This window comes from Natribaculum luteum, assembly GCF_023008545.1.
Classification (GTDB): domain Archaea; phylum Halobacteriota; class Halobacteria; order Halobacteriales; family Natrialbaceae; genus Natribaculum; species Natribaculum luteum.
Map to the genome: position 1 here is coordinate 291,665 of NZ_CP095397.1, position 18,924 is coordinate 310,588.

The 18,924-nt window shown below is 65.6% G+C and carries 24 protein-coding genes and 1 tRNA gene; 11 read left to right on the forward strand and 14 right to left on the reverse strand.

The window, feature by feature from the left end:
* Nucleotides 1-63: 63 nt before the first annotated feature.
* Both MU558_RS01605 and MU558_RS01610 read left to right on the forward strand, forming a co-directional pair.
* Nucleotides 64-1,062, forward strand: coding sequence for a glutathione S-transferase family protein (locus MU558_RS01605; RefSeq protein WP_246971384.1), 999 nt, complete (start codon nucleotides 64-66; stop codon nucleotides 1,060-1,062).
* 128 nt (nucleotides 1,063-1,190) lie between these two features.
* Complete coding sequence (locus MU558_RS01610; RefSeq protein WP_246971385.1) at nucleotides 1,191-1,457, forward strand: HalOD1 output domain-containing protein; 267 nt, start codon at nucleotides 1,191-1,193, stop codon at nucleotides 1,455-1,457.
* Between the two features lie 68 nt (nucleotides 1,458-1,525).
* On the opposite strand, the gene MU558_RS01615 is transcribed toward MU558_RS01610, so the two are convergent.
* Both MU558_RS01615 and MU558_RS01620 read right to left on the reverse strand, forming a co-directional pair.
* Nucleotides 1,526-1,774, reverse strand: coding sequence for a DUF7535 family protein (locus MU558_RS01615; protein ID WP_246971386.1), 249 nt, complete (start codon nucleotides 1,772-1,774; stop codon nucleotides 1,526-1,528).
* A gap of 104 nt (nucleotides 1,775-1,878) precedes the next feature.
* Complete coding sequence (locus tag MU558_RS01620) at nucleotides 1,879-2,679, reverse strand: NAD-dependent epimerase/dehydratase family protein (RefSeq protein WP_246971387.1); 801 nt, start codon at nucleotides 2,677-2,679, stop codon at nucleotides 1,879-1,881.
* Between the two features lie 129 nt (nucleotides 2,680-2,808).
* Between MU558_RS01620 and MU558_RS01625 the strand changes: the two genes are divergently transcribed.
* The 3 genes from MU558_RS01625 to MU558_RS01635 are packed head-to-tail and all read left to right on the forward strand — an operon-like array spanning nucleotide 2,809 to nucleotide 5,524.
* The gene (locus MU558_RS01625) at nucleotides 2,809-3,246 is read left to right on the forward strand and encodes a DUF5788 family protein (protein WP_246971388.1); all 438 of its coding nucleotides are present in this window, start codon (nucleotides 2,809-2,811) and stop codon (nucleotides 3,244-3,246) included.
* Nucleotides 3,243-4,994 (forward strand): DNA polymerase/3'-5' exonuclease PolX, encoded by a 1,752-nt coding sequence (gene polX / locus MU558_RS01630; RefSeq protein ID WP_246971389.1) that lies wholly within the window; start codon nucleotides 3,243-3,245, stop codon nucleotides 4,992-4,994. Before MU558_RS01625 ends, polX begins: the two co-directional genes overlap by 4 nt.
* Nucleotides 4,995-5,014: 20 nt before the next feature.
* Nucleotides 5,015-5,524, forward strand: a complete 510-nt coding sequence (locus tag MU558_RS01635) for a Mut7-C RNAse domain-containing protein (RefSeq protein WP_246971390.1) — start codon at nucleotides 5,015-5,017, stop codon at nucleotides 5,522-5,524.
* On the opposite strand, the gene MU558_RS01640 is transcribed toward MU558_RS01635, so the two are convergent.
* Complete coding sequence (locus MU558_RS01640) at nucleotides 5,518-6,282, reverse strand: PHP-associated domain-containing protein (protein ID WP_246971391.1); 765 nt, start codon at nucleotides 6,280-6,282, stop codon at nucleotides 5,518-5,520. The two genes, MU558_RS01635 and MU558_RS01640, sit on opposite strands and share 7 nt — an antisense overlap.
* Nucleotides 6,283-6,464: 182 nt before the next feature.
* Between MU558_RS01640 and MU558_RS01645 the strand changes: the two genes are divergently transcribed.
* Together MU558_RS01645 and MU558_RS01650 are read left to right on the forward strand one after the other, a co-directional pair.
* Entirely contained in the window at nucleotides 6,465-6,752 is a 288-nt protein-coding gene (locus MU558_RS01645; protein WP_246971393.1) for a DUF7565 family protein, read from the forward strand.
* 158 nt (nucleotides 6,753-6,910) lie between these two features.
* Nucleotides 6,911-8,272, forward strand: a complete 1,362-nt coding sequence (locus MU558_RS01650; RefSeq protein WP_246971396.1) for a TIGR00341 family protein — start codon at nucleotides 6,911-6,913, stop codon at nucleotides 8,270-8,272.
* Nucleotides 8,273-8,325: 53 nt separating this feature from the next.
* Here the strand turns inward: MU558_RS01650 and MU558_RS01655 are convergent, their stop codons facing one another.
* The 5 genes from MU558_RS01655 to MU558_RS01675 form a co-directional block, all read right to left on the reverse strand.
* A complete protein-coding gene (locus MU558_RS01655; RefSeq protein WP_246971397.1) occupies nucleotides 8,326-8,763 on the reverse strand; it encodes a transcription elongation factor Spt5 in 438 nt (145 codons plus the stop codon).
* On the reverse strand, nucleotides 8,763-8,936 hold the full coding sequence (locus MU558_RS01660) for a protein translocase SEC61 complex subunit gamma (RefSeq protein ID WP_246971400.1): 174 nt from the start codon (nucleotides 8,934-8,936) through the stop codon (nucleotides 8,763-8,765). The genes MU558_RS01655 and MU558_RS01660 overlap by 1 nt, the downstream gene beginning before the upstream one ends.
* Nucleotides 8,937-9,129: 193 nt before the next feature.
* On the reverse strand, nucleotides 9,130-10,362 hold the full coding sequence (locus MU558_RS01665) for a mandelate racemase/muconate lactonizing enzyme family protein (protein WP_246971403.1): 1,233 nt from the start codon (nucleotides 10,360-10,362) through the stop codon (nucleotides 9,130-9,132).
* Between the two features lie 166 nt (nucleotides 10,363-10,528).
* Nucleotides 10,529-11,752 carry an alanine--tRNA ligase-related protein gene (locus tag MU558_RS01670; protein WP_246971405.1) on the reverse strand — a complete coding sequence of 408 codons (1,224 nt, stop codon included), beginning with the start codon at nucleotides 11,750-11,752 and terminating at the stop codon, nucleotides 10,529-10,531.
* Between the two features lie 72 nt (nucleotides 11,753-11,824).
* Nucleotides 11,825-12,337 (reverse strand): helix-turn-helix domain-containing protein, encoded by a 513-nt coding sequence (locus MU558_RS01675; RefSeq protein WP_246971406.1) that lies wholly within the window; start codon nucleotides 12,335-12,337, stop codon nucleotides 11,825-11,827.
* 135 nt (nucleotides 12,338-12,472) lie between these two features.
* On the opposite strand from MU558_RS01675, the gene MU558_RS01680 reads away from it, so the two are divergent.
* Nucleotides 12,473-12,557 (forward strand) — tRNA-Leu (locus MU558_RS01680).
* Nucleotides 12,558-12,737: 180 nt separating this feature from the next.
* Nucleotides 12,738-13,301, forward strand: a complete 564-nt coding sequence (locus tag MU558_RS01685) for a DUF420 domain-containing protein (protein ID WP_246971407.1) — start codon at nucleotides 12,738-12,740, stop codon at nucleotides 13,299-13,301.
* Nucleotides 13,302-13,449: 148 nt separating this feature from the next.
* Here the strand turns inward: MU558_RS01685 and purF are convergent, their stop codons facing one another.
* From purF to MU558_RS01705, 4 genes are all read right to left on the reverse strand, one after another.
* Nucleotides 13,450-14,922 (reverse strand): amidophosphoribosyltransferase, encoded by a 1,473-nt coding sequence (purF, locus tag MU558_RS01690; protein WP_246975070.1) that lies wholly within the window; start codon nucleotides 14,920-14,922, stop codon nucleotides 13,450-13,452.
* A gap of 283 nt (nucleotides 14,923-15,205) precedes the next feature.
* On the reverse strand, nucleotides 15,206-15,382 hold the full coding sequence (locus tag MU558_RS01695) for a 50S ribosomal protein L37e (protein WP_246971408.1): 177 nt from the start codon (nucleotides 15,380-15,382) through the stop codon (nucleotides 15,206-15,208).
* Nucleotides 15,379-15,606 (reverse strand): LSM domain-containing protein, encoded by a 228-nt coding sequence (locus MU558_RS01700; RefSeq protein ID WP_246971409.1) that lies wholly within the window; start codon nucleotides 15,604-15,606, stop codon nucleotides 15,379-15,381. The genes MU558_RS01695 and MU558_RS01700 overlap by 4 nt, the downstream gene beginning before the upstream one ends.
* Before the next feature lie 40 nt (nucleotides 15,607-15,646).
* On the reverse strand, nucleotides 15,647-16,708 hold the full coding sequence (locus tag MU558_RS01705; protein ID WP_246971410.1) for a M20/M25/M40 family metallo-hydrolase: 1,062 nt from the start codon (nucleotides 16,706-16,708) through the stop codon (nucleotides 15,647-15,649).
* 118 nt (nucleotides 16,709-16,826) lie between these two features.
* Here MU558_RS01705 and MU558_RS01710 point away from each other — a divergent pair, with 118 nt between their 5' ends.
* Both MU558_RS01710 and MU558_RS01715 read left to right on the forward strand, forming a co-directional pair.
* Nucleotides 16,827-17,117, forward strand: coding sequence for a hypothetical protein (locus MU558_RS01710; protein ID WP_246971411.1), 291 nt, complete (start codon nucleotides 16,827-16,829; stop codon nucleotides 17,115-17,117).
* A 131-nt stretch (nucleotides 17,118-17,248) separates the two neighbouring features.
* Nucleotides 17,249-18,205, forward strand: coding sequence for a zinc-dependent metalloprotease (locus tag MU558_RS01715; protein ID WP_246971413.1), 957 nt, complete (start codon nucleotides 17,249-17,251; stop codon nucleotides 18,203-18,205).
* Nucleotides 18,206-18,317: 112 nt separating this feature from the next.
* Here MU558_RS01715 and MU558_RS01720 read toward each other — a convergent pair whose 3' ends face one another.
* Entirely contained in the window at nucleotides 18,318-18,515 is a 198-nt protein-coding gene (locus tag MU558_RS01720; RefSeq protein ID WP_246971415.1) for a hypothetical protein, read from the reverse strand.
* Nucleotides 18,515-18,898, reverse strand: a complete 384-nt coding sequence (locus MU558_RS01725) for a nuclear transport factor 2 family protein (protein WP_246971417.1) — start codon at nucleotides 18,896-18,898, stop codon at nucleotides 18,515-18,517. Before MU558_RS01725 ends, MU558_RS01720 begins: the two co-directional genes overlap by 1 nt.
* Between the last annotated feature and the right edge of the window lie 26 nt (nucleotides 18,899-18,924).

Sequence of the window (18,924 nt, forward strand, 5' to 3'; positions counted from 1 at the left end):
CCGGCAGGGGTGGTGACGTCGGTGTTAGCGAGTGCCTTTAGGTCCGCTTTCCCTAGACCGGTTATGAACATGCTCGTCGACGGCGAGTGGCGCACCGACGCGTACGAAACGACCACCGAGGAAGGGGCGTTCGAGCGCCAGGAGACGCCGTTTCGCGACTGGATTCGGGACGAACCGGACGCCAGGTTCCAGCCCGAGGCGGGGCGATATCACCTCTACGTTTCCTACGCCTGTCCGTGGGCCCACCGGACCCTGATCGCCCGCTCGCTTCTCGGACTCGAGGACGCGATCTCGGTCTCGGTCGTCGACCCGTACCGCGACGAGGATGGCTGGCAGTTCACGCCGGAGAAGGACGGTTGCACCCGCGATCACGTTCACGACGCCGACTACCTGCGAGAACTGTACGTCCGGGCGGACCCGGACGCCACCTGCCGCGTGACCGTCCCGGTCCTCTGGGACACGAAAGAGGACACGATCGTCAACAACGAGTCGAAAGAGATCGTGCGGATGTTCGATACTGCCTTCGGGGACCTCGCGACGAAAGACGTCGACCTCTATCCGGAAGGCTATCGCGAGGACGTCGATCGCATCCTCGAGGAGATCTACGAACCGATCAACAACGGCGTCTACAGGGCCGGGTTCGCCACGAAGCAGGAACCCTACGACGAGGCGATAGACGACCTGTTCTCGGCGCTGGACCACTGGGACGACGTCCTCGCCGACCAGCGGTACCTCGCCGGCGATCGGCTGACCGAAGCCGACGTCGCCATGTTCACCACGCTCGTCAGGTTCGACAACGTCTATCACACGCACTTCATGTGTAACGTCCAGTATATCCACGAGTACGACCACCTCTGGCCGTACCTGCGAGACCTCTACCAGACGCCGGGCGTCGCCGGGACGGTGCACATGGATCACATCAAAGAACACTACTACACCACCCACCCGAGCGTCACCCCCCACCGGATCGTCGCTCGCGGCCCCGACCTCGAGTTCGATGCGCCCCACGACCGTGACGAACTACCGGGGGGGCCGCCGGACGCGCTGGTCGCGACGGCATAACCGGTGGCTCCAGAGACCGTTGTCTTTACCGGAACGTATCATCGGTCGCACGTGTGTCTGACGTACGATAGACGGGCGTCAGCGTACGATCACGGGAATTTATACGGGGGAACGTTGGCCCGACAGCCATGTCACACACGGACGAACTCGCGTTGACGATCGCCGAGAAGATCGCCGACCGAGAGGGCGTCGATTCGACCGAGTTGCACCCGCCGCTCCACGAGACCATCGACACCGACGCCCTCGAGTCGCTGATCGAGTCGGCGACTCGAGGACGAGCACAGGCGACGGTGACGTTCGCGTACCACGGATACACGATCCAGGTCGACAGTTCCGGCGCCGTTCGCGTCTCGAAGACGCGTTCTGAATCGGCGTCGACGGCGGCCGACGCGTGACGGCCACGCGTCCCTCCCACGTCGCCGTCGCCGTCCGCACGTCGGCCGGGCCAGACGAGAAACTGGCCTCACGCGCCCGACGACTGCCGTTCCGTCTCGGTTTCGTCGGTAGCGTCCGATTCCCGTTCGACCCGTTCGGGCGTGCTCGATTCCCGTTCGGGCCCCATACTGGCGATGCGGACGACCAGCCACACCGCGAGGAGAAACGGTAACACCGGTAACAGGACGACTGCGATGCCGGCGACGATCAGATACCCAATGATGGACATCTCCACGGTCGGACCGTAGGGGTTCGAACCGGTTACCGTCCGGGACATGTGCGACGATATTCTAAACGTCGTATTCCCTTTTTCGACAGTTCTGGCCATCACGTGGACTAAAACTGGCAATAGATTCGCAAATGTTCAATTACGATGATCGGTCACGGTGACTCGAGTCCGGACCGATCGCCGTCATCGTCGCCGAGTACCTCCGCGGCGTCGTCTCTTGGCCGATAGCCGAGTTCGACGGTCGTCTCGGTCAGTGAGAGGAATCGATCGGTGTTTCGCGAGATACCGTGGGCCGTTACGGGCGATTCCTCGAGTGTCGCCGTCGCCGCTGCTCGAACGACTCGCTGGCAGTCGTCTGGACTCAGCCACATCGCGCGGGCGAATCGTTCGCCTGCGCCGTCGCGTTCCGCACAGACCTCCCGGAGGTCGTCTCGCGAGAGCAGCCAGCCGATGCGCAGGTTCACCACCTCGAGGCCGTGTCGCCGCGCGTAGTAGTAGCCCATCGCCTCGCCGAAGACCTTGGTGACGCCGTAGTCGGTGTCCGGTCGTGGCGGAGTATCTGGACGAACTACGTCCGGTCGTCCCTCCGTCGTTTCCGGCCGAATCGGCGAGGTGACGTTCTCCATGTTGACCGCGTGATTCGAACTCGCGAAGACGATCCGCTCGACGTCGGTTTCCAGTGCGGCCTCGTAGGCGTTGTAGACGCCCTCGACGTTCGGTCCAGAGAGGTCGTCCCACGCGGCGTCTGGCGAGGGGTTCGCCGCGAGATGGATCAGGACGTCCTGGCCCTCGAGTGCATCGACGAACGCCTCGCGGTCCGTGATCTCGAGGAGGTCCGTCTCGAGGTCCTCGTACTCGCTGCGAGAGAACAGCGTCAGGTCGTGGTCGGGGAACGCCCGAATCGCCTCGCGGCCGACGTTCCCCGACGCGCCGGTGATGGCGACGTCGGTCATGCGTACGGCCACACCGGTCGGGACGAAATAGCCCGGGGCGGCGCGTGCCGGCCGGCCCCGATTCGTTCGGGCACGGCGACCGCGACAGCCGACAGTATATTTTTGGCTCCTCGAGTCGCAGTCTGACCTGTGAAACCGTACGAGCGAAAGCAGTTGCTCGAGCGCGTCGAACGGGAGGGTGCGACCGTCGGCGCGGACATCCCGGATCGCATCGAGGTACAGGGCGAGGAGATCGACTTGCGGGAGTTCGTCTTCGAGATCAAACGCCGCGAGACGATTCCGTCCGGCGAACGCGACCGCGTCGAGCAGGCGAAAAAGAACCTGCGACGCGAGCGGGTACAGCGGATCGAACTGCTCGAGGAGGGCGACATCAGCCGCGAGGAAGGTGAGGAACTCGCCCGCAGCGTCATCGGCATCGATCGGGCGCTGAACGCCCTCCAGAGTCTCGGCCCGACCGACCTCGAGCGCGAACAGCAAGCGAAGCAGGCGGCCGACCGGAAGCGCTGGATGTCGTTCCTGAAAAAGGCTCTGGGCCACGAAGACGACGCCTCCCGGAGGCGCGCATGACGACCAACGCCGAACTCGCCGCCAGACTCGAGGAGTTCGCCGACTTGCTCGAGGCCGACGACGTCGAGTACAAACCGCGCGCCTACCGCCGCGCCGCAGAGAGTGTCGGCGCCCACCCGACGCCGATCGCCGACTACGTCGACGCGGACGACCGCGAGGCGATCGAGAACGTCGAGGGCGTCGGCGAGGCCATCGCCTCGAAGATTATCGAGTACGTCGAGACCGGCGAGATCGAGGAACTCGAGGAACTCCGCGCGGAGCTGCCCGTCGACATGGCCGACCTCACCCGGATCGAGGGCGTCGGCCCGAAGACGGTCGGGAAACTCCACCGCGAACTCGGGATCGAGACGCTCGACGACCTCGAGGAAGCCGCCGAGGCCGGCGAGGTCCGCGAGGTCAAGGGGTTCGGCGCGAAGACCGAACAGAACATCCTCGACAACCTCGAGTTCGCTCGCCAGATGGGCCAGCGACAGTTACTCGGCGAAGCGCGGCCGCTGGCCGACGACGTGCTGGCCCACCTCGAGGGCCTCGAGGGCGTCGACCGCTGCGAGGTCGCGGGCTCGATTCGCCGCTGGCGGGCGACGATCGGCGACGTGGACGCCCTCGCATCGACGGAGACGCCGGAGGCCGTCGTCGAGGCGTTCCTCGCGTGGGACTCCATCGACGACGAGATCGAGTCCGGGCCCGCGAAGGCGAGCGTCCGCGTCGGCGACGTACGCGTCGACCTTCGCGTGGTCGCCCCCGAGGAGTTCGGCTCCGCCCTGCAGTATTTCACGGGGAGCAAGGCTCACAACGTCCGGCTTCGCAACTACGCGATCGATCGCGGGATGAAGTTAAACGAGTACGGTGCGTTCGACGTGAGCGACGTCGACGACCCGGACGCGGGGCAGCGGATCGGCGAGCACGTCGCGGGCGAGACCGAAGAGAGCATGTACGAGGCGCTGGGCCTCCACTGGATGCCACCCGAACTGCGCGAGGATCGCGGCGAGATCGCCGCCGCAGCGGAGGGCGACCTGCCGGAACTCGTGACCCGCGAGGACGTTCGGGGCGACCTCCACACCCACACAGAGTGGTCAGACGGCAACAACACCATCGAGGAGATGGTCGCCGCGGCCGAGGAACGCAGCTACGAATACTACTGCGTCTCCGACCACGCCGAAGGGCCGGGCGTCGTCGGCGGCATGGGGCTCACCGACGAGGAGATCTTAGAGCAAGTCGAGGAGGTCAGAGCCGTCGACGACCGGTACGAGATCGAGGTGTTCGCGGGCATCGAGGCGAACGTCGACGCCGACGGCGAGATCGGCCTCTCCGAGGAGGTCGTCGACGCGCTCGACCTGATCGTCGCCTCGCCCCACAGCGCACTCGGGCAGGACTTCGACACCGCCACCGACCGCCTCGTTCGCGCCGTCGAGAACCCGGACGTCGACGTCCTGGGGCATCCCAGCGGCCGGCTGCTCAACGAGCGTGAGGGGCTCGACTTCGATCCGAACGCCCTCGCCCGGGCGGCCGTCGACCACGACACCGCCCTCGAGGTCAACAGCAACCCCCATCGGCTCGACCTCCCCGGCAGCGACGTCCAGGCGGCCGTCGACGAAGGTGCGAAGATCGCAATCGACACCGACGCCCACAGCCCCGCGACCCTCGAGTACGTCCGCTGGGGCGTCCACACCGCCCGCCGCGGCTGGGCCGAACCGGCCGACGTGATCAACACCTGGCCGCTCGAGGAGCTTCGAGCGTTCTTACACTGACGGCGACAGCGAGGACGAGGATGAGATTCCTGGTCGACCTCATGTGCGGTGGCGTCGTCTCCTACCTGCGGATGTGCGGGCACGACACCGTCTACGCGGGCGACCGAGACCTCGAGGGCGACGAGGCCGAACCGGGGTCGATCGATCCGCGAGCCGACGACGACGTGCTCGCGGTGGCCCGCAGCGAGGATCGGACGGTGATCACGCGCGACGTCGCGCTCGCGAACCGTGCCGACGAGTCGATCCTGCTCGAGTCGCGCGACGTCGAAGACCAGCTCGCAGAGCTCTCGAAAGCGGGCGTCGACCTCGCGCTCGAGGACGAGCCGACCTACTGTGGTCGGTGTAACGGCAACCTCGAGCGCGTCGAGCCGACGGCGTCAACGCCAGAGTACGCGCCGGACCCGTCAGAAACGACCGTCTGGCAGTGTCGGGACTGCGGTCAGCACTTCTGGAAGGGGAGCCACTGGGACCGCGTCGGAGAGACGCTCTCGAGGGTTCGAGACGGCCTGTCGGACGCCGAGGATCAGTAGACGGCGACGTCGTCGAACTTGCCGTCGTAGGCGATGTGATCGGGGTGGGTCGGCTCGATCCCCTGGAGGAAGAGCCGATCGATCTTCTGCCAGGTGTTCTCCCAGCAGAGGTGCCCGAGTTCGGACGCCGTGGTCTGCAACCGCCGGAGACCGTTCCGGTAGACGACCCGTCGGGCGACGTCGTCTCGCAACGCCGTCACGAGATCGTCCTCGTTGGTGACGGTCTCTTCGAAGGCGGTGTAGGCAACGCCGACGCTCCCGGCGAGGTGAGCGTACGACGATGTAAACGGCGCACACCCGAGCGTCTCGGCGACGTCACGAGCCCGTTCGTTGTGCGAGGGGAGGTGTTTCGGATTGAAAATCTCGACGGCGTCGACGACGTCGTCGTACTCGCGGAGGTCCGCCTCGGTGAGGCTGACCGTCGCGAACTCGGGGTGAGGTGCGAGGACGGCCGCACCCTGGCGGTCGAACTCGGCCATCGCGGCCTCGAGCGAGATGAAGTCCGGGACCGGCTCGGAGAGCCCGATCGCGAGGACGTGTTTGCGGTTTCGCCACGAGCCGGTAAACACCTCGCGGGCGGGGATCACGCGCAGATCGTCGCTCGAGTAGGCCTCGGCACGGGCGCGGATCTCGGGGAGTCGAGTGAAGTGGGGTGCGTAGACGATCGCGTCGAGTCCCGCACGTCGCGCTCGGCGGACGACTCGCTCGTCGAGGACTTTCACGTGGCAGTCGACCCGGAACTCGTCGCTGTCACTCACGAGTACGCGTTTCGGGACGGGTGAGTTAGGGATTCTGATTCTCCATTCGACGTAGACGTGATAACGTACAGCAGCCGTTGCCGCGTCGAATACGTGACCAGCGTGGTCGGACTGTTCCGAGCGCACGACAGTCGGGAGCGGCGAAAAGACCTTTACACCGGCCCGTCGATTCAAGACAACGAATGCCCTGGGAATGCGGAATCGACGGCTGTGGTGCGGTGTTCGAGGACGTCGAGTCGGCGGTCGTCCACCAGGCGACCGAGCACGAACGTCTCGAGTGTAAGGTCTGTGGGACCGTCGTTCCCGACGGCTACCTGGCGATCCGCCACGTCTTTACCGAACACAGCCGCGCCCAGTACGTCCGCGCATACGGGGCCAGTTCGGAGGAGGTCAGACAGCGCGAGGCGCTGCTCGAGGAGATCGGCGAGGAGGCGAACATGACCACGATCGCGAATCGACTGAAACAGTAGGTCCGATCCCCAGTCCCGGGTCCCGAGGTTCGATCGGCGACCGCGGCCGGCCTCGACCGTCGCACGTCACTCGACGGACCAGTCACAGATACGGTAAGTAACGACATCGTGTTCGTTTTGTGATAACTTCTATGCGCCGGCCGACCGTAACGGCGGGCGTGCGCTACGTCGAAATCACGATCCCGAACGGACGGCGAAACGTCGTCGTGAACACGCTCGAGGACGAAGGGATCGACTACGTCGTCTTCGACGAAACGAGCAATCGGGGATACACTGCCGTCGTCAGGTTTTCGCTCCCGACGCAGGCCGTAGAACCGGTACTCGATCGACTGTACGAGGCGGACATCGGTGACGACGCCAGCGTCGTCGTCATCGATGCCGAGACGGTCGTCTCCCAGAAGTTTACGCAGCTTCGAGAGCAGTACAAACGCGGCGGACTCGAAGGAGAGCGAATCTCGAGGCAGGTCCTCCGGACGAAAGCCGACGAACTCACGCCCGGATTTCCCATCTACGCGACGATGGTACTCATCAGCGCCGTCGTCGCGACCTCCGGCTTACTGCTCGACTCACCGGCGGTCGTCGTCGGCTCGATGGTGATCGCGCCGCTGATCGGGCCGGCGCTGGCGACCAACATCGGCGTCGTCATCGCCGACGACGACCTCCGGTCGACGGGCCTCGTCTACCAGGTCGTCGGCATCACGCTCGTCGTCGCCGGTTCGATCGCACTCGCCACCGCTGCTCGCGTGGCCGGACTGGAACCGGCGGGAATCGACATCGTCGCCGTCGCCGAACTCGAGGAGCGAGTCACCCCGAACGTGCTCTCGCTCGCGGTCGCGCTGGGTGCCGGCATCGCAGGGGTGATGAGTCTCACGAGGGGGTTCTCCGAGGCCATCGTCGGCGTGATGATCGCCGCGGCGCTCATTCCGCCCGCCGCCGCGACCGGCATCGCGACTGCCTGGGGAATGTACGGCGCGGCTGCCGGGGCTGCCGTCCTCGTGCTGGTGAACCTGCTGGCGATCAACCTCGCCGGACTGCTCACCCTGTGGATCGCCGGCTACCGGCCGCGAGGACTGTTCGACGTCCCGGCCGCCCGCCGACAGACGATCGTCTACGCGAGCCTGATGACGCTGGCAGTTCTGGCTCTGATCGTTCCGCTCGCCAGCGTGACGCTGATCGACCTCCAGACGACGCAACTCGAGTCCGACGCGAACGAAGAAGTCGACGCGGTCCTCGCGGAGCCAGCGTACGACGGCCTCGAGGCGGAGGACGTCGAGATCGAACTCGACAACGACTACCCGCTGCGATCGATCGATCGCGTCATCGTCGTCGTCTCCAGTGACGCTCCCGGTCCGGTGCAGGGACTCACCGAACGGCTCTACGCGGCGATCGCCCCCCACGCCGAGGAACCGATCGTCGTCGAAGTCCAGTTCGTCGTCTCCGAACAGGAGGGGAGTGTCGCAGATAACGAGACGTCGAACGCGCTTGCTGCTCATACTGCCGGCCAACACGGTTCGTACTGACTGTTGTCCAGTAGTGTCAGACAGTCGGGCGAACGGCGACGAAAAAACCGTGATTATCGCTCTTCGCTGTCCAGGACCCGAATCTGGTCGCCACGTACCGTAACGGGGATCGGAACCGTCGCCTCGTACAGTTCGACCGTCACCTGATCTTTCCCTTCGTCGATGCGCTGTACCTGCGCTTTCTCGCCTTTGAACGGGCCGGCGATGAGTTCGACGATGTCGCCCTCGGCGATCCCCTCGACGTCCGGCTTGGGCGAGAGGAAGTGCTCGACCTCGGAGATGTCCGACTCGCCGGGGACGATGCTCCGCGCGTGCGGGATTTCTTCCAGAACGCGCTCGAGGACCGCGTCGTTGTCTGCCTCGACCATCACGTACGACGTGAGCGAGTCGGGCGCGAGCGCGGCGTGGATCTCTGACTCTTCACGGTTGATGATCATGTCCGCGACCGTGCCTTCCTGGCTCGCGGTCGTCTTTACGGCGTAGATCGACATCAGAACCCACCCGTCAGTAGGAGCATGACGCCACCGATCAGGAAGCCCATGAGTCCGACGAGCAGGATGCCAGCACCGGCAATCTTCGCAACCTGGAGGAACTCATTCTTCCCGGGTGTCGTCGCCATCTTCAGCACCCGAACGTACGAGGTGAGGTCGTACGGAACGTCCATATCTGTGTATTCTCACCGGGGCGTCTTTTATCTGTCTTTCGTGTCTGGCGAACGGTAGCGTCCAGTGACGGGAACGTCGACGTGCCGTTTCGTCGGCAGCGGTGCCGGTGTCGGCCGACGAGCCAGACCCGTCCAGGCCAACCGTCGAAGTACGATAGTCGGCGACCGAAAGGTCGATTCGACTTCGCTTCGCTCAGTCGAACAACTCCTCACCCTCGACCATATGCTCTTCGACGGCGTCCATGTCGAGCGTGACGCCCAGCCCCGGCTTCTCGGGAATCTCGATGTAGCCGTCCTCGATGACGTCCTCCTCGACTAGGTCTTCCCACCAGCCGAGTTCGTAGGAGTGGTACTCGACCGCGAGCGAGTTGGGGATCGCCGCGCCGACGTGGGCGCTCGCGACCGTCGCGACCGGCGAGGAGACGTTGTGCATCGCCACCGGCACGTAGTACTGGTTGGCGACGTCGGCGATCTTCCGGGTCTCGCGCATCCCGCCAACCTTGGGCATGTCGGGGGCGACGATGTCGACCGCCTGCTGCTCGATCAGGCGTCGCTCTTCGGTGACGCGGTAGCGGTTCTCGCCGACCGTGATCGGCGTCGTCGTAGATTTGGTGACCTCCTCCTGGACCTCGAGGTTCTCCGGCGGGACGGGATCCTCGAGCCACCAGACGTCGTACTCCTCGATCGCCTCCGCGAGACGCTTCGCGCTGCCCCCGGAGAACGTCCAGTGGCAGTCGAACGCGACGTCGGCACGATCTTTGACGCGCTCGGTCACCTGCTCGACGATCTCGGCTTTGTGCCGGATTTCGCCGGGGCGGAGGTGGCGGTTCGCGCGGTCCTTCTCGAGGCCCGAGGGGACGTCGAGGTCGAACTTCAGCGCGTCGTAGCCAAGCTCCTCGACGACGCGCTCGGCCTCGTCGGCGCAGGCCTCGGGGTCTGCTTCCTCCTCGGTGTGGCAGTCGCAGTAGACGCGCATGTGGTCGCGGTACTTGCCACCGAGGAGCTGGTAGGCCGGCACCTCGAGGATCTTGCCCGCCAGATCGTGTAGGGCGATCTCGATGCCGGAAATCGCGGTGACGGTAACGCCCTCGACGCTCCCTTCGCCGGACATCTTCTGGACAAGGTGCTCGTAGAGCCGATCGATGTCGAGCGGATTCTCGCCGACGACGAACGGCTTCATCCGCTCGACGAGTTCGGGAACGCCCGCACCCCAGTAGGCTTCGCCGGTGCCGACGATCCCCGCGTCGGTGTAGACGCGCACGAGCGTCCACGGGAAGTTCCCGTCGACCATCGTCGTCTGGACGTCCGTGATCTCGACGTCGCGCCCACCGCCGCGCTCGCGCGTGACGTCCATCGTCTCGGCCGAGAGATCGCGCATCGTGTACTCCGCGTTGGGATCCCGGAGCTGTGAGTAGTCGACTCCCATGGTGTTACGTTGACTCGGACAGTAGTAAAACCTTCACGTTCGTTTTAGCTGATCGGTCCGAATCGACTGAGCGTGTGCGTTCTGACGAGACCGCCATGACGAGAATCGTACGCGACCGAGTGCCGTCAGTGCTCTCCCTGCATACCCTCGAGTGACGCCGCCGTCGTCACTCGAGCCAGTCGACGACCACCTCGAGCGGGGCGTCGAACCCCCCAGCCTGTGCGAATCGGTCCGACCCGCCGCCACCGCCGCCGAACTCGTCGGTGAGGTCGTCGACGATCGCCGCCGCCGAGCGCGACCCGGCCGATCCGACCGCCGCGAACGGCGCTCCCTCGCCGCCGACGAGGACGACCACGTCGGCGACGTCTCCGGCGCGCTCGCGTGCGACCTCGGCCGCGTCGTCGGACGAGACGTCCTCGAGCGCCGTCACCAGCCACTGCTCGCCGTCTCGCTCCAGGCGGTCCGCACGTTCGAGGCGCGTCTCGATCATCTCCCGACGGAGCGTCCGCACGTCGTCGGCGAGCGCGTCACGTTCCTCGATCACACGCTCGAGTTCGTCGGAAACGTCCGCGATCCCGACGCCGAGGGCGTCCTTGGCAGCCAGGGTCGTCTGCTTCTCGGTCGTGCGGCGCTCGATGGCGCGCGGACCGACTGCGAATTCGACCCGCGTCAGCCCCTCGCCGGGGTTCGACCGATCGAGGACGGTCACTGGCCCGATTTCGCGCGTGTTTCGGACGTGGGTCCCGCCACAGGCCGCGACGTCCCACGGATCGGACGAGTCGTTGGCGTCGCCGTTGTCGTCCTCGCTCCCGATCGTGACGATCCGAACGTCGTCGCCGGTGAACGCCTCCTCCTCGGTCGCGTCGTTGAACGCGATCGCCTCGCGTTCACGCGCCCCGTCGACCGGAATCGACGTCCAGGAGACCGGCCGCGACTCCCAGACTGCGCGGTTGACCAGCCGATCGAGTTCGACCAGCACCTCGTCGTCGACCGTCGTACTCGTCTCGAGGTCGACCCGGACTTTCTCCTCGCCGATGTCGAACCCGCCGTAGCCGAGGTCGGAGAGGAGCCGCCGCCCCGCACCGTACAGTGCGTGGCTGGCGGTGTGTGCTCGCATGCAGTACATCCGGAACGACCAGTCGATCGAACACAGGACGCGAGCACCCGCGCGAAACGACGGCTCCGTCTCGAGGATGTGGACGTGTTCGCCGTCGACGAGCTGGACGTCCTCGACGGCGACGTCGCCAATCTGCCCGCGGTCGGCGGGCTGGCCGCCGCTCTCGGCGTAGAAGTAGGTCGTCTCGAGTCGGACCTCCCGTCCGTCGACTGTCGACACTTCGGTCTCGAAGCGCGTGGTGTACGGCTCCGCTGCTGCCCGTTGGCCACTCATCGGTACCACTCTGCACGCCTCGGATAAAAGTCTGCTCGCCGACCGCCGTTACTGCCGGAAACCGGCAGGTGGCTACTCCGCGAGATCGACGTCGAGGTGCTCCTCTAGGGCGTCGATCAACCCGCCGCCGACGCCAGCCTGGGTCGCACGGCCCTGTTCGATCGCCAGCAGGTCGGCCTCGCGGGCACCGAGTTCCGCCGCGAGTTCTTCGCGCTGGAGGCCGGCGTCCTGGCGCGCCTCGACCAGTCGGTCGCCGTAGTTCGAGACGAGATACGGGAGCGGGTCGTCGTCGTAGTTCGTCCCCTCGCGTTCCCAGTGTTCGGAGTCGCCGTCCCAGACCGGGTTCGCCTTCGCGACGTTCTGGGCTGCGCGTTTCTTGCGACTCGTCTCCTCGCGTGCGTCGCTCGCGCTCGAGCCACCTCGAGTTGCACCGTGGTTGGCGTCGTCGTGGGGAGCGCAGTCGGGACAGACCTCGAGTTCGGCACCGGCGATCGTCGCCGTGCGCAGCGACTCGCTCTCGGCACCGCAGAGTTCGCAGGTCGTCCCACCGCCACCCGACGAAGCGCCCGTCGAGTACTTGGCCATGGCAGAGTTTGGCACCAACGACATTTGAATACACCGCTCGACGAGCACGAGTGTTACCCCCACACAGTCACGGAGCCAAAGGAAAGGGCTTTTATAATCACACTGGATACGATTGAGTGCAGAAAGAGAACGCGAGCGTGGGTAGCCAAGCCAGGCCAACGGCGCAGCGTTGAGGGCGCTGTCCCGTAGGGGTCCGCCGGTTCAAATCCGGTCCCACGCATCGCAACGGCGCGGCTGACGTCGTGCCACTCGATGCGGGTGATTTCCCTTCGCGGACATCACCCACGCACAACTTACTTCCGATGCAACGCTCGAGAGCGACGGCGCTGTCCGTCGGGGCCCACTGGAATCTCGTTCCGGGACAGTAACCGCTTTCCCGACCGGGTCCTACCTGCCCGACATGGAGTACGTCACTCGAGAGCGCGTTCCGCTCTTGACGGGAGTGTTGAGTATCGTCTCGCTGGCGCTTGTGTTCGGTGCAGCCGGCGGTGCGATTCCACAGAACGCCGTGCCGATCGCGCCGGAGTGGGTCCTCGAGGCGATCCCGCACCTCAACGCGATCATCAGCCTGACCGCGATCGCGACGATCTCCGTGGGGTGGCGGGCGATTCGCCGCGGTGACGTCCGCCGCCACCAGCTGGCGATGATCGCCTCGGTCGTGCTGTTCGCGTCGTTTCTCGTCCTGTATCTCTACCGGCTGGTCGCGATGGGCGGTGCGGGATCGTTCCCCGGCCCGGCGACGATCGAGCGGTTCGTCTACTTCCCGATACTCGCCGTCCACATGATCCTCGCGATCGTCTGCATCCCACTTCTGTACTACGTCCTGTTGCTCGCGCTATCACATTCCGTCGCCGACCTCCGGCGGACGCGCCACGCGTTCGTCGGTCGTATCGCCGCGTCGCTGTGGCTGATCTCCTTCGCGTTCGGCGTCGTCGTCTACCTGCTGTTGCACCAGCTCTACTGATACTGCCGGACGACGGCTCTTCCGCCGATCGCACTCGAGACAGTGTCGCCAGCGGCGACGGGCCGTGAGACGCGATCGAGTATGTACTGACTGTTGTCCGGTCGTACGAGAAGGGGGCGAACGTCGGTTCCCGGACGGGTTCGAGGACCTAGTCGTCGGCGTGGACTGGCGACTGGTCGATCTCGGGGCGGGAGACTTCGCGGTCGGTCTCCTCGCCGTCGATGTCGTAGGGGTACTCGCCTGTGACACAGCCAAGACAGAGGTCGGCCCGGTCGGACTCGAGCGCGTCGGCGACGGCGTCCGTCGAGAGGTACGCCAGGCTGTCGGCGGCGATCTCGTCTCGGATCTCCTCGACAGATTTGTCGGCGGCGATCAGTTCCTCGCGGGTGGCCATGTCGATGCCCATGTAACAGGGGGCGACGATCGGCGGTGCGCCGATGCGCATGTGGACCTCCTCGGCACCGCTGTCTTTCAGCAACTGGACGAGTTGCGTCGAGGTCGTCCCGCGGACGATGCTGTCGTCGATGAGCGTGACCGTCTTGCCCTCGACAGTGGACCTGATCGGGTTGAGTTTGAGCCGGACGGCCCGCTCGCGTTCGTCCTGCGTCGGCATGATGAAGGTGCGACCGACGTAGCGGTTTTTCATCAGACCTTCGGCGAACTCGACGCCCTCGTCGTCTTCGTCTCGAGGTTCGCCGTCGGCGGTCGTCTCGCCCGCCGCCTCGGCGTACCCGGAGGCGAACGCCCGACCGGAGTCCGGGACCGGCATGACGACGTCCGTCTCGACGCCGCTTTCCTCCCAGAGCTTGCGGCCGAGTTCTCGGCGGACCTCGTAGACGAGGCTGCCGTCGATCACCGAGTCCGGCCGGGCGAAGTAGACGTGCTCGAAGAAACAGTGGGCCGTGCTCTCGGTCTCGATCAACTGGTAGGAGTCAAAGCCCTGACCGTCGTCGTGCAGGACGACGAGTTCGCCCGGTCGGACGTCACGGACGAGCTCACCGTCTAGCGTGTCGATCGCCGCCGACTCGGAGGCGAGGACGTAGCCGTCCTCGAGTTTCCCGATACAGAGCGGGCGGTTGCCCTGCGGATCGCGAACGCCGAGGACGGTGTCGTCGTGGGTGATCGTTAGCGCGTAGGAGCCGTGGATGCGCTGCATCGTGCGTTTGACCGCACGGATCAGATCCTCCTCGAGGAGGTTGCGCGCGAGGTCGTGGGCGATGACCTCGGTGTCGCCGTCGCTTGTAAAGGCGTGGCCTTTCCCCGCGAGTTCGTCGCGGATCTCGTCGGCGTTGACGAGGTTGCCGTTGTGCGAGAGGCCGAGCGAGCCGCTCTTGAACGAGACGGAAAAGGGCTGGGCACACGAGGTGTCGACGCTCCCCGCCGTGGGGTAGCGGACGTGACCGATCCCTGCCGAACCGTTGAGCGTCTCGAGGTCGTCCAGACCGAAGGCGTCGCCCACGAGTCCCATCTCGACGTGGCTGTGTTGCTGGAAGCCGTCGTGGGTGACGATGCCTGCAGACTCCTGTCCGCGGTGCTGGAGTGCGTACAACGCGTAGTACAGCGGTCGTGCTGCCGCCCGCCCGTCCAGTGAGATGCCGACGACGCCACACTTCTCGGTCATCCCGGTTCGCTGGGGGCTCTCTCCCCGCCCGTTGGTCATGTGGGAACGTAGAGAGACCGACCGATAAAAACCTCCTTGTTTGTGCCTTCATCGGTTCTCACGAACTCGAGAATGTGCACGTTCGTGGATACGAGAAAGTACGTCACGAGTGAACGCCACACAGCGTCACGATCTCGCATCTCGTGGCATTTTATCGCGATTCCTGCAGGTGCGTCGCGCTGGCCGTCGGAGACGGGAGCGAACGCTCGAAGTGCGAGGACGAGAGAAGAGGTCGAACGACAGATCAGTTGTCGCCGGTTTTACCCTGCCAGGCGTACTCGCGGCGCTTCTTGGACTTGCCGAAGCCACACGACGAGCACACCTTCTTTTTCACGTGGTAGGACTTCTCGCCACAGCGACGACACTTGACGTGCGTCGTCTTGTTCTTCTTTCCTTGGCTCGGGGTTCCTGAACCAGTCATGGAGTGATCGAAACGACGTTATCGCCGCGTATAATGGTTGTGTCTTCGGCCGGCGCCTCGCCTTCGACTTCGCCGTCGACCGGCACCGTCACGTCCTCGAGCACGAGATTCATGTGCTGATCGTAGCCGGCGAGGTCGCCGACGTACTCGTCACCGGTCTTGAGTCGCACCGTGACGCGGTCGCCGAGCGACGCCTCGAGTACGTCCAGCGGTCGTCCACTCATACGAAACACCGCTTGTACCGGACACTTAACCGTACCGGTCCTAGACGTCGACTGCGAACGAGTCGTACGCAGCCGCCTCGGCCGCGAACGCGCCGAGGAGCGCCGCTACCTCCTCGAGATCGCTGACGTCGACGAGTTCGACCGGCGTGTGCATATACCGGTTGGGAACGCTGACGACCTGCGAGGGGACGCCGCCACGAGCAGTGTAGAAGGCGTCGGCGTCCGTCCCGGTGCCGACGCCCGATGCCTCGAGTTGCACGTCGATGTCGGCGTCTGCGGCGGCCTCGCGGACGGCCTGACAGAGGACGGGGTGATTGGTGCTCCCGCGGGCGACCACTGGGCCGTCGCCGACCGAGACGTCGCTTCGCTTCTCGCCGGGGGCCGTCGGGTAGTCGAGTGCGTGCGTGACGTCGACGGCGACGACGGCGTCGGGGTCGAGTTCGAAGCCGATCATCTCGGCCCCTCGCCGTCCGACCTCCTCCTGGACGGTGCTGACCGCGTAGACCGTCGCCTCCGCGTCCGCGTCGACGGCCCGTCGCAGCCCCTCCGCTGCGGTCCAGGTCCCGACGCGGTTGTCGATCCCGCGGCCGGCGAGTCGGTCGTCGGTGAGCCAGGAGTACGTCGAGGAGATCGTGATCGGATCGCCGACCTCGACGCGCTCGCGGGCCGCGTCGCCGTCCGATGCGCCCACGTCGATCCAGAGGTCCGACACGTCGGGTTCGTCGCCGTCGTCGTCCCGGAGGTGAATCGCCGTCTGGCCGACGACGCCCTCGACGGGACCGTCCGCCGCGTGAATCGTCACGTGCTGACCCCGGGAGACGGTGGCGTCGGCACCGCCGATCCGGCCGGGGCGGACGAAGCCGTCGTCGTCGATCGCGCGGACGATGAAGCCGATCTCGTCCGCGTGGCCGGTCAGGACGACCGACGGCGCGTCGGCCGCACCCTCCGAGACCGCGACCGCGTTGCCGTAGTCGTCCGTCCAGACATCGTCTGCGAACTCGGCGACGTACTCGAGCCAGACGCGCTGGCCGCGCGTCTCGTAGCCCGCAGGGGAGGGTGTCTCGAGCAGGTCGGTCAAGAAGTCGCGTGCCTGTGAGTCCATGATACGACGTGTCGACGGGCGAATTTGAAGCTGTTGGCTCCCTACCTGCCGGCCTCGAGCGTCGCAGTCGATGGAGACCGGCACAATCCCTAAGTAATCGCTCGTCGACTGTCGTCGTATGAGCGACAAGAAATTCACGTTCATCGAACTGCACTTAGACGGCGACACTCAGTTCGGCCCGACGAGCATCCCCGGTCTCGAGACCGTCGACGAGTCCGAGGAAGCCGAACGCGACGAGTCCGAGGAAGCCAGCGCTGCAGCGGAGGAGGACTCGGGGAGAGGCGGGGCGATCGGCGCGCTCGTCGGTCTCGTCGCGCTCGTCGCGGTCGCCGTCGCGCTGAAGAAGTTCCGCGGCGACGACGACGAAGAGGTCGAACGGCGGGAAGAACCCGACGTCATCGTCAACTGATAACGTCTGCTGTACGTCATTCCCGAAAACCGCGAGCCGCCCGGCGGTCGTGTCGGAACTGACGGACAGCAGCCCGTCCAACCGTTCGGCTCGTCCGAACGCTTTTGCGTTTCCTTCGCGTACGTACCGTCGTGAATCTCTACCGTAGTGTCCGGGCCGTCGCCGGGGCGTCCGGCGATCGTGCCATCGACTGGCACGCAGCCGCCGACGCCGCCAAAGCGTCGACGGATCCCGGCTCGATCTCGCTCGAGCCCGACGAGCGCGAGGGCTACGCTCGGGACGTTCGCGACGCCCGCAGGGAAGTGCGGGCGGTGGCAGACCTCTCTTTCGACGTTCCGGAGACCGTCCAGATCCAGAATCGCCACCACTGGATCGACGCCAACGTCGAGACGTTCCGGCGGGTGATGGCCCCCGTCGAGGCCCACACCGGGTCGTTCCCTGGCGTCGCTCGGACGATAAACACCGGGACGATGACCGTTCTCCTCGCGTTTCTCGGCCGCAACGTCCTCGGACAGTACGATCCACTCCTGCTCGCCGAGGCCCCCGACGACGACCACGCGCTTTACTTCGTCCGGCCGAACATCCGTCGTGTCGCCGACGTTCTCGAGGTCGACTACGACCGCTTCCGGCGCTGGATCGCGTTCCACGAGGTGACCCACGCGGCCGAGTTCGGCGCAGCCCCGTGGCTGTCGGACCACCTCGAGGCGCGCATGCAGGAAGGAATCGACGCCCTCGCGGAGGGGTCGTTCGACAGGGAGGCGTTTCGCGAACTCGACGCGACGATGACCGTCGTCGAGGGCTACGCCGAGTTGCTGATGGACCACGCCTTCGACGACGAGTACGAGGACCTCCGGCGAAAACTCGACGAACGACGGCAAGGACAGGGGCCGCTCCAGGGACTGTTCCGGCGGCTACTGGGACTCGGACTGAAACGCCGTCAGTACGAGCGCGGGAAAGCCTTCTTCGAACACGTCGCGGCCGTCCGTGGGCTCGAGGCAGCGGGTGCAGTGTGGGACGGTCCCGAGAACCTCCCGACGCACGAGGAACTCGATGCACCCGGTGCCTGGATCCGGCGGGTCGATCCGTGATAATGATGGCTGTGACTGGGTGCCGACGCAACCGCACGATGGTTCGCGGTTGCGGCGGTAACGACTCACAGCCATCGTTATGAGTCGGCCGTCCTCGTAACGTCTGCTCGTATCACTGGACGACCCAGAGCAGATACCACAGTAACGCCCCGCCAGCGAGGAGGCCGCCGACGATCGAGAGGACGACGACGAGGAGCGACGCGCCCCCCTGTACCGCGATCATTCCCCCGGAGAGACCGACCAGCAGGACGAAGCCAGCCTTGAGTCGTCCGAGGTCCTCGACTGGACCGTCACCCGGTTTCGACCCCATCATCGCAGTTCGTGGGGTGCACTGACGTGCATCGAGACGAACAGCCAGGTGCCGTCGTGATGCTCGAGCGTGCCACTCCAGCGAGTCTCGAATCGTCGTCGCGTCTCTGCTTCCGTTTCTCGGTCGGTCCACTCGAAGACGACCTCGTCGGCGAAGACGGCGTAGCCGTCGCGTTCGTCGACGACGAGCCCCTCGCTCTCGACGGACCAGTCGTCGGTCGTCCGGGTCTGCTCGAGCAAGCCGTCGGCGACCTCGTCGTAGCCGTACAGCGCCTCGCTCACGCCGAACTTGACCGTCGACTCGTCGTCCAGAAAGTACGGATAGAGTGGTTCGCCGCGACGCAGGGCCTCGTAGTAGTCACGAATGACCGCTTCGGCACTCATGTGTCACGGCTCGATGGCAATCGGTA

Excerpts from the sequence above, each read along its gene's own strand:
- MU558_RS01605 (WP_246971384.1), top strand. The coding sequence starts at position 64 with ATGAACATGCTCGTCGACGGCGAGTGGCGCACCGACGCGTACGAAACG.
- MU558_RS01610 (WP_246971385.1), top strand. The coding sequence starts at position 1,191 with ATGTCACACACGGACGAACTCGCGTTGACGATCGCCGAGAAGATCGCC.
- MU558_RS01615 (WP_246971386.1), bottom strand. The coding sequence starts at position 1,774 with ATGTCCCGGACGGTAACCGGTTCGAACCCCTACGGTCCGACCGTGGAG.
- MU558_RS01620 (WP_246971387.1), bottom strand. The coding sequence starts at position 2,679 with ATGACCGACGTCGCCATCACCGGCGCGTCGGGGAACGTCGGCCGCGAG.
- polX (WP_246971389.1), top strand. The coding sequence starts at position 3,243 with ATGACGACCAACGCCGAACTCGCCGCCAGACTCGAGGAGTTCGCCGAC.
- MU558_RS01635 (WP_246971390.1), top strand. The coding sequence starts at position 5,015 with ATGAGATTCCTGGTCGACCTCATGTGCGGTGGCGTCGTCTCCTACCTG.
- MU558_RS01645 (WP_246971393.1), top strand. The coding sequence starts at position 6,465 with ATGCCCTGGGAATGCGGAATCGACGGCTGTGGTGCGGTGTTCGAGGAC.
- MU558_RS01655 (WP_246971397.1), bottom strand. The coding sequence starts at position 8,763 with ATGTCGATCTACGCCGTAAAGACGACCGCGAGCCAGGAAGGCACGGTC.
- MU558_RS01660 (WP_246971400.1), bottom strand. The coding sequence starts at position 8,936 with ATGGACGTTCCGTACGACCTCACCTCGTACGTTCGGGTGCTGAAGATG.
- MU558_RS01665 (WP_246971403.1), bottom strand. The coding sequence starts at position 10,362 with ATGGGAGTCGACTACTCACAGCTCCGGGATCCCAACGCGGAGTACACG.
- MU558_RS01670 (WP_246971405.1), bottom strand. The coding sequence starts at position 11,752 with ATGAGTGGCCAACGGGCAGCAGCGGAGCCGTACACCACGCGCTTCGAG.
- MU558_RS01675 (WP_246971406.1), bottom strand. The coding sequence starts at position 12,337 with ATGGCCAAGTACTCGACGGGCGCTTCGTCGGGTGGCGGTGGGACGACC.
- MU558_RS01685 (WP_246971407.1), top strand. The coding sequence starts at position 12,738 with ATGGAGTACGTCACTCGAGAGCGCGTTCCGCTCTTGACGGGAGTGTTG.
- purF (WP_246975070.1), bottom strand. The coding sequence starts at position 14,922 with ATGACCGAGAAGTGTGGCGTCGTCGGCATCTCACTGGACGGGCGGGCG.
- MU558_RS01695 (WP_246971408.1), bottom strand. The coding sequence starts at position 15,382 with ATGACTGGTTCAGGAACCCCGAGCCAAGGAAAGAAGAACAAGACGACG.
- MU558_RS01700 (WP_246971409.1), bottom strand. The coding sequence starts at position 15,606 with ATGAGTGGACGACCGCTGGACGTACTCGAGGCGTCGCTCGGCGACCGC.
- MU558_RS01705 (WP_246971410.1), bottom strand. The coding sequence starts at position 16,708 with ATGGACTCACAGGCACGCGACTTCTTGACCGACCTGCTCGAGACACCC.
- MU558_RS01710 (WP_246971411.1), top strand. The coding sequence starts at position 16,827 with ATGAGCGACAAGAAATTCACGTTCATCGAACTGCACTTAGACGGCGAC.
- MU558_RS01720 (WP_246971415.1), bottom strand. The coding sequence starts at position 18,515 with ATGGGGTCGAAACCGGGTGACGGTCCAGTCGAGGACCTCGGACGACTC.
- MU558_RS01725 (WP_246971417.1), bottom strand. The coding sequence starts at position 18,898 with ATGAGTGCCGAAGCGGTCATTCGTGACTACTACGAGGCCCTGCGTCGC.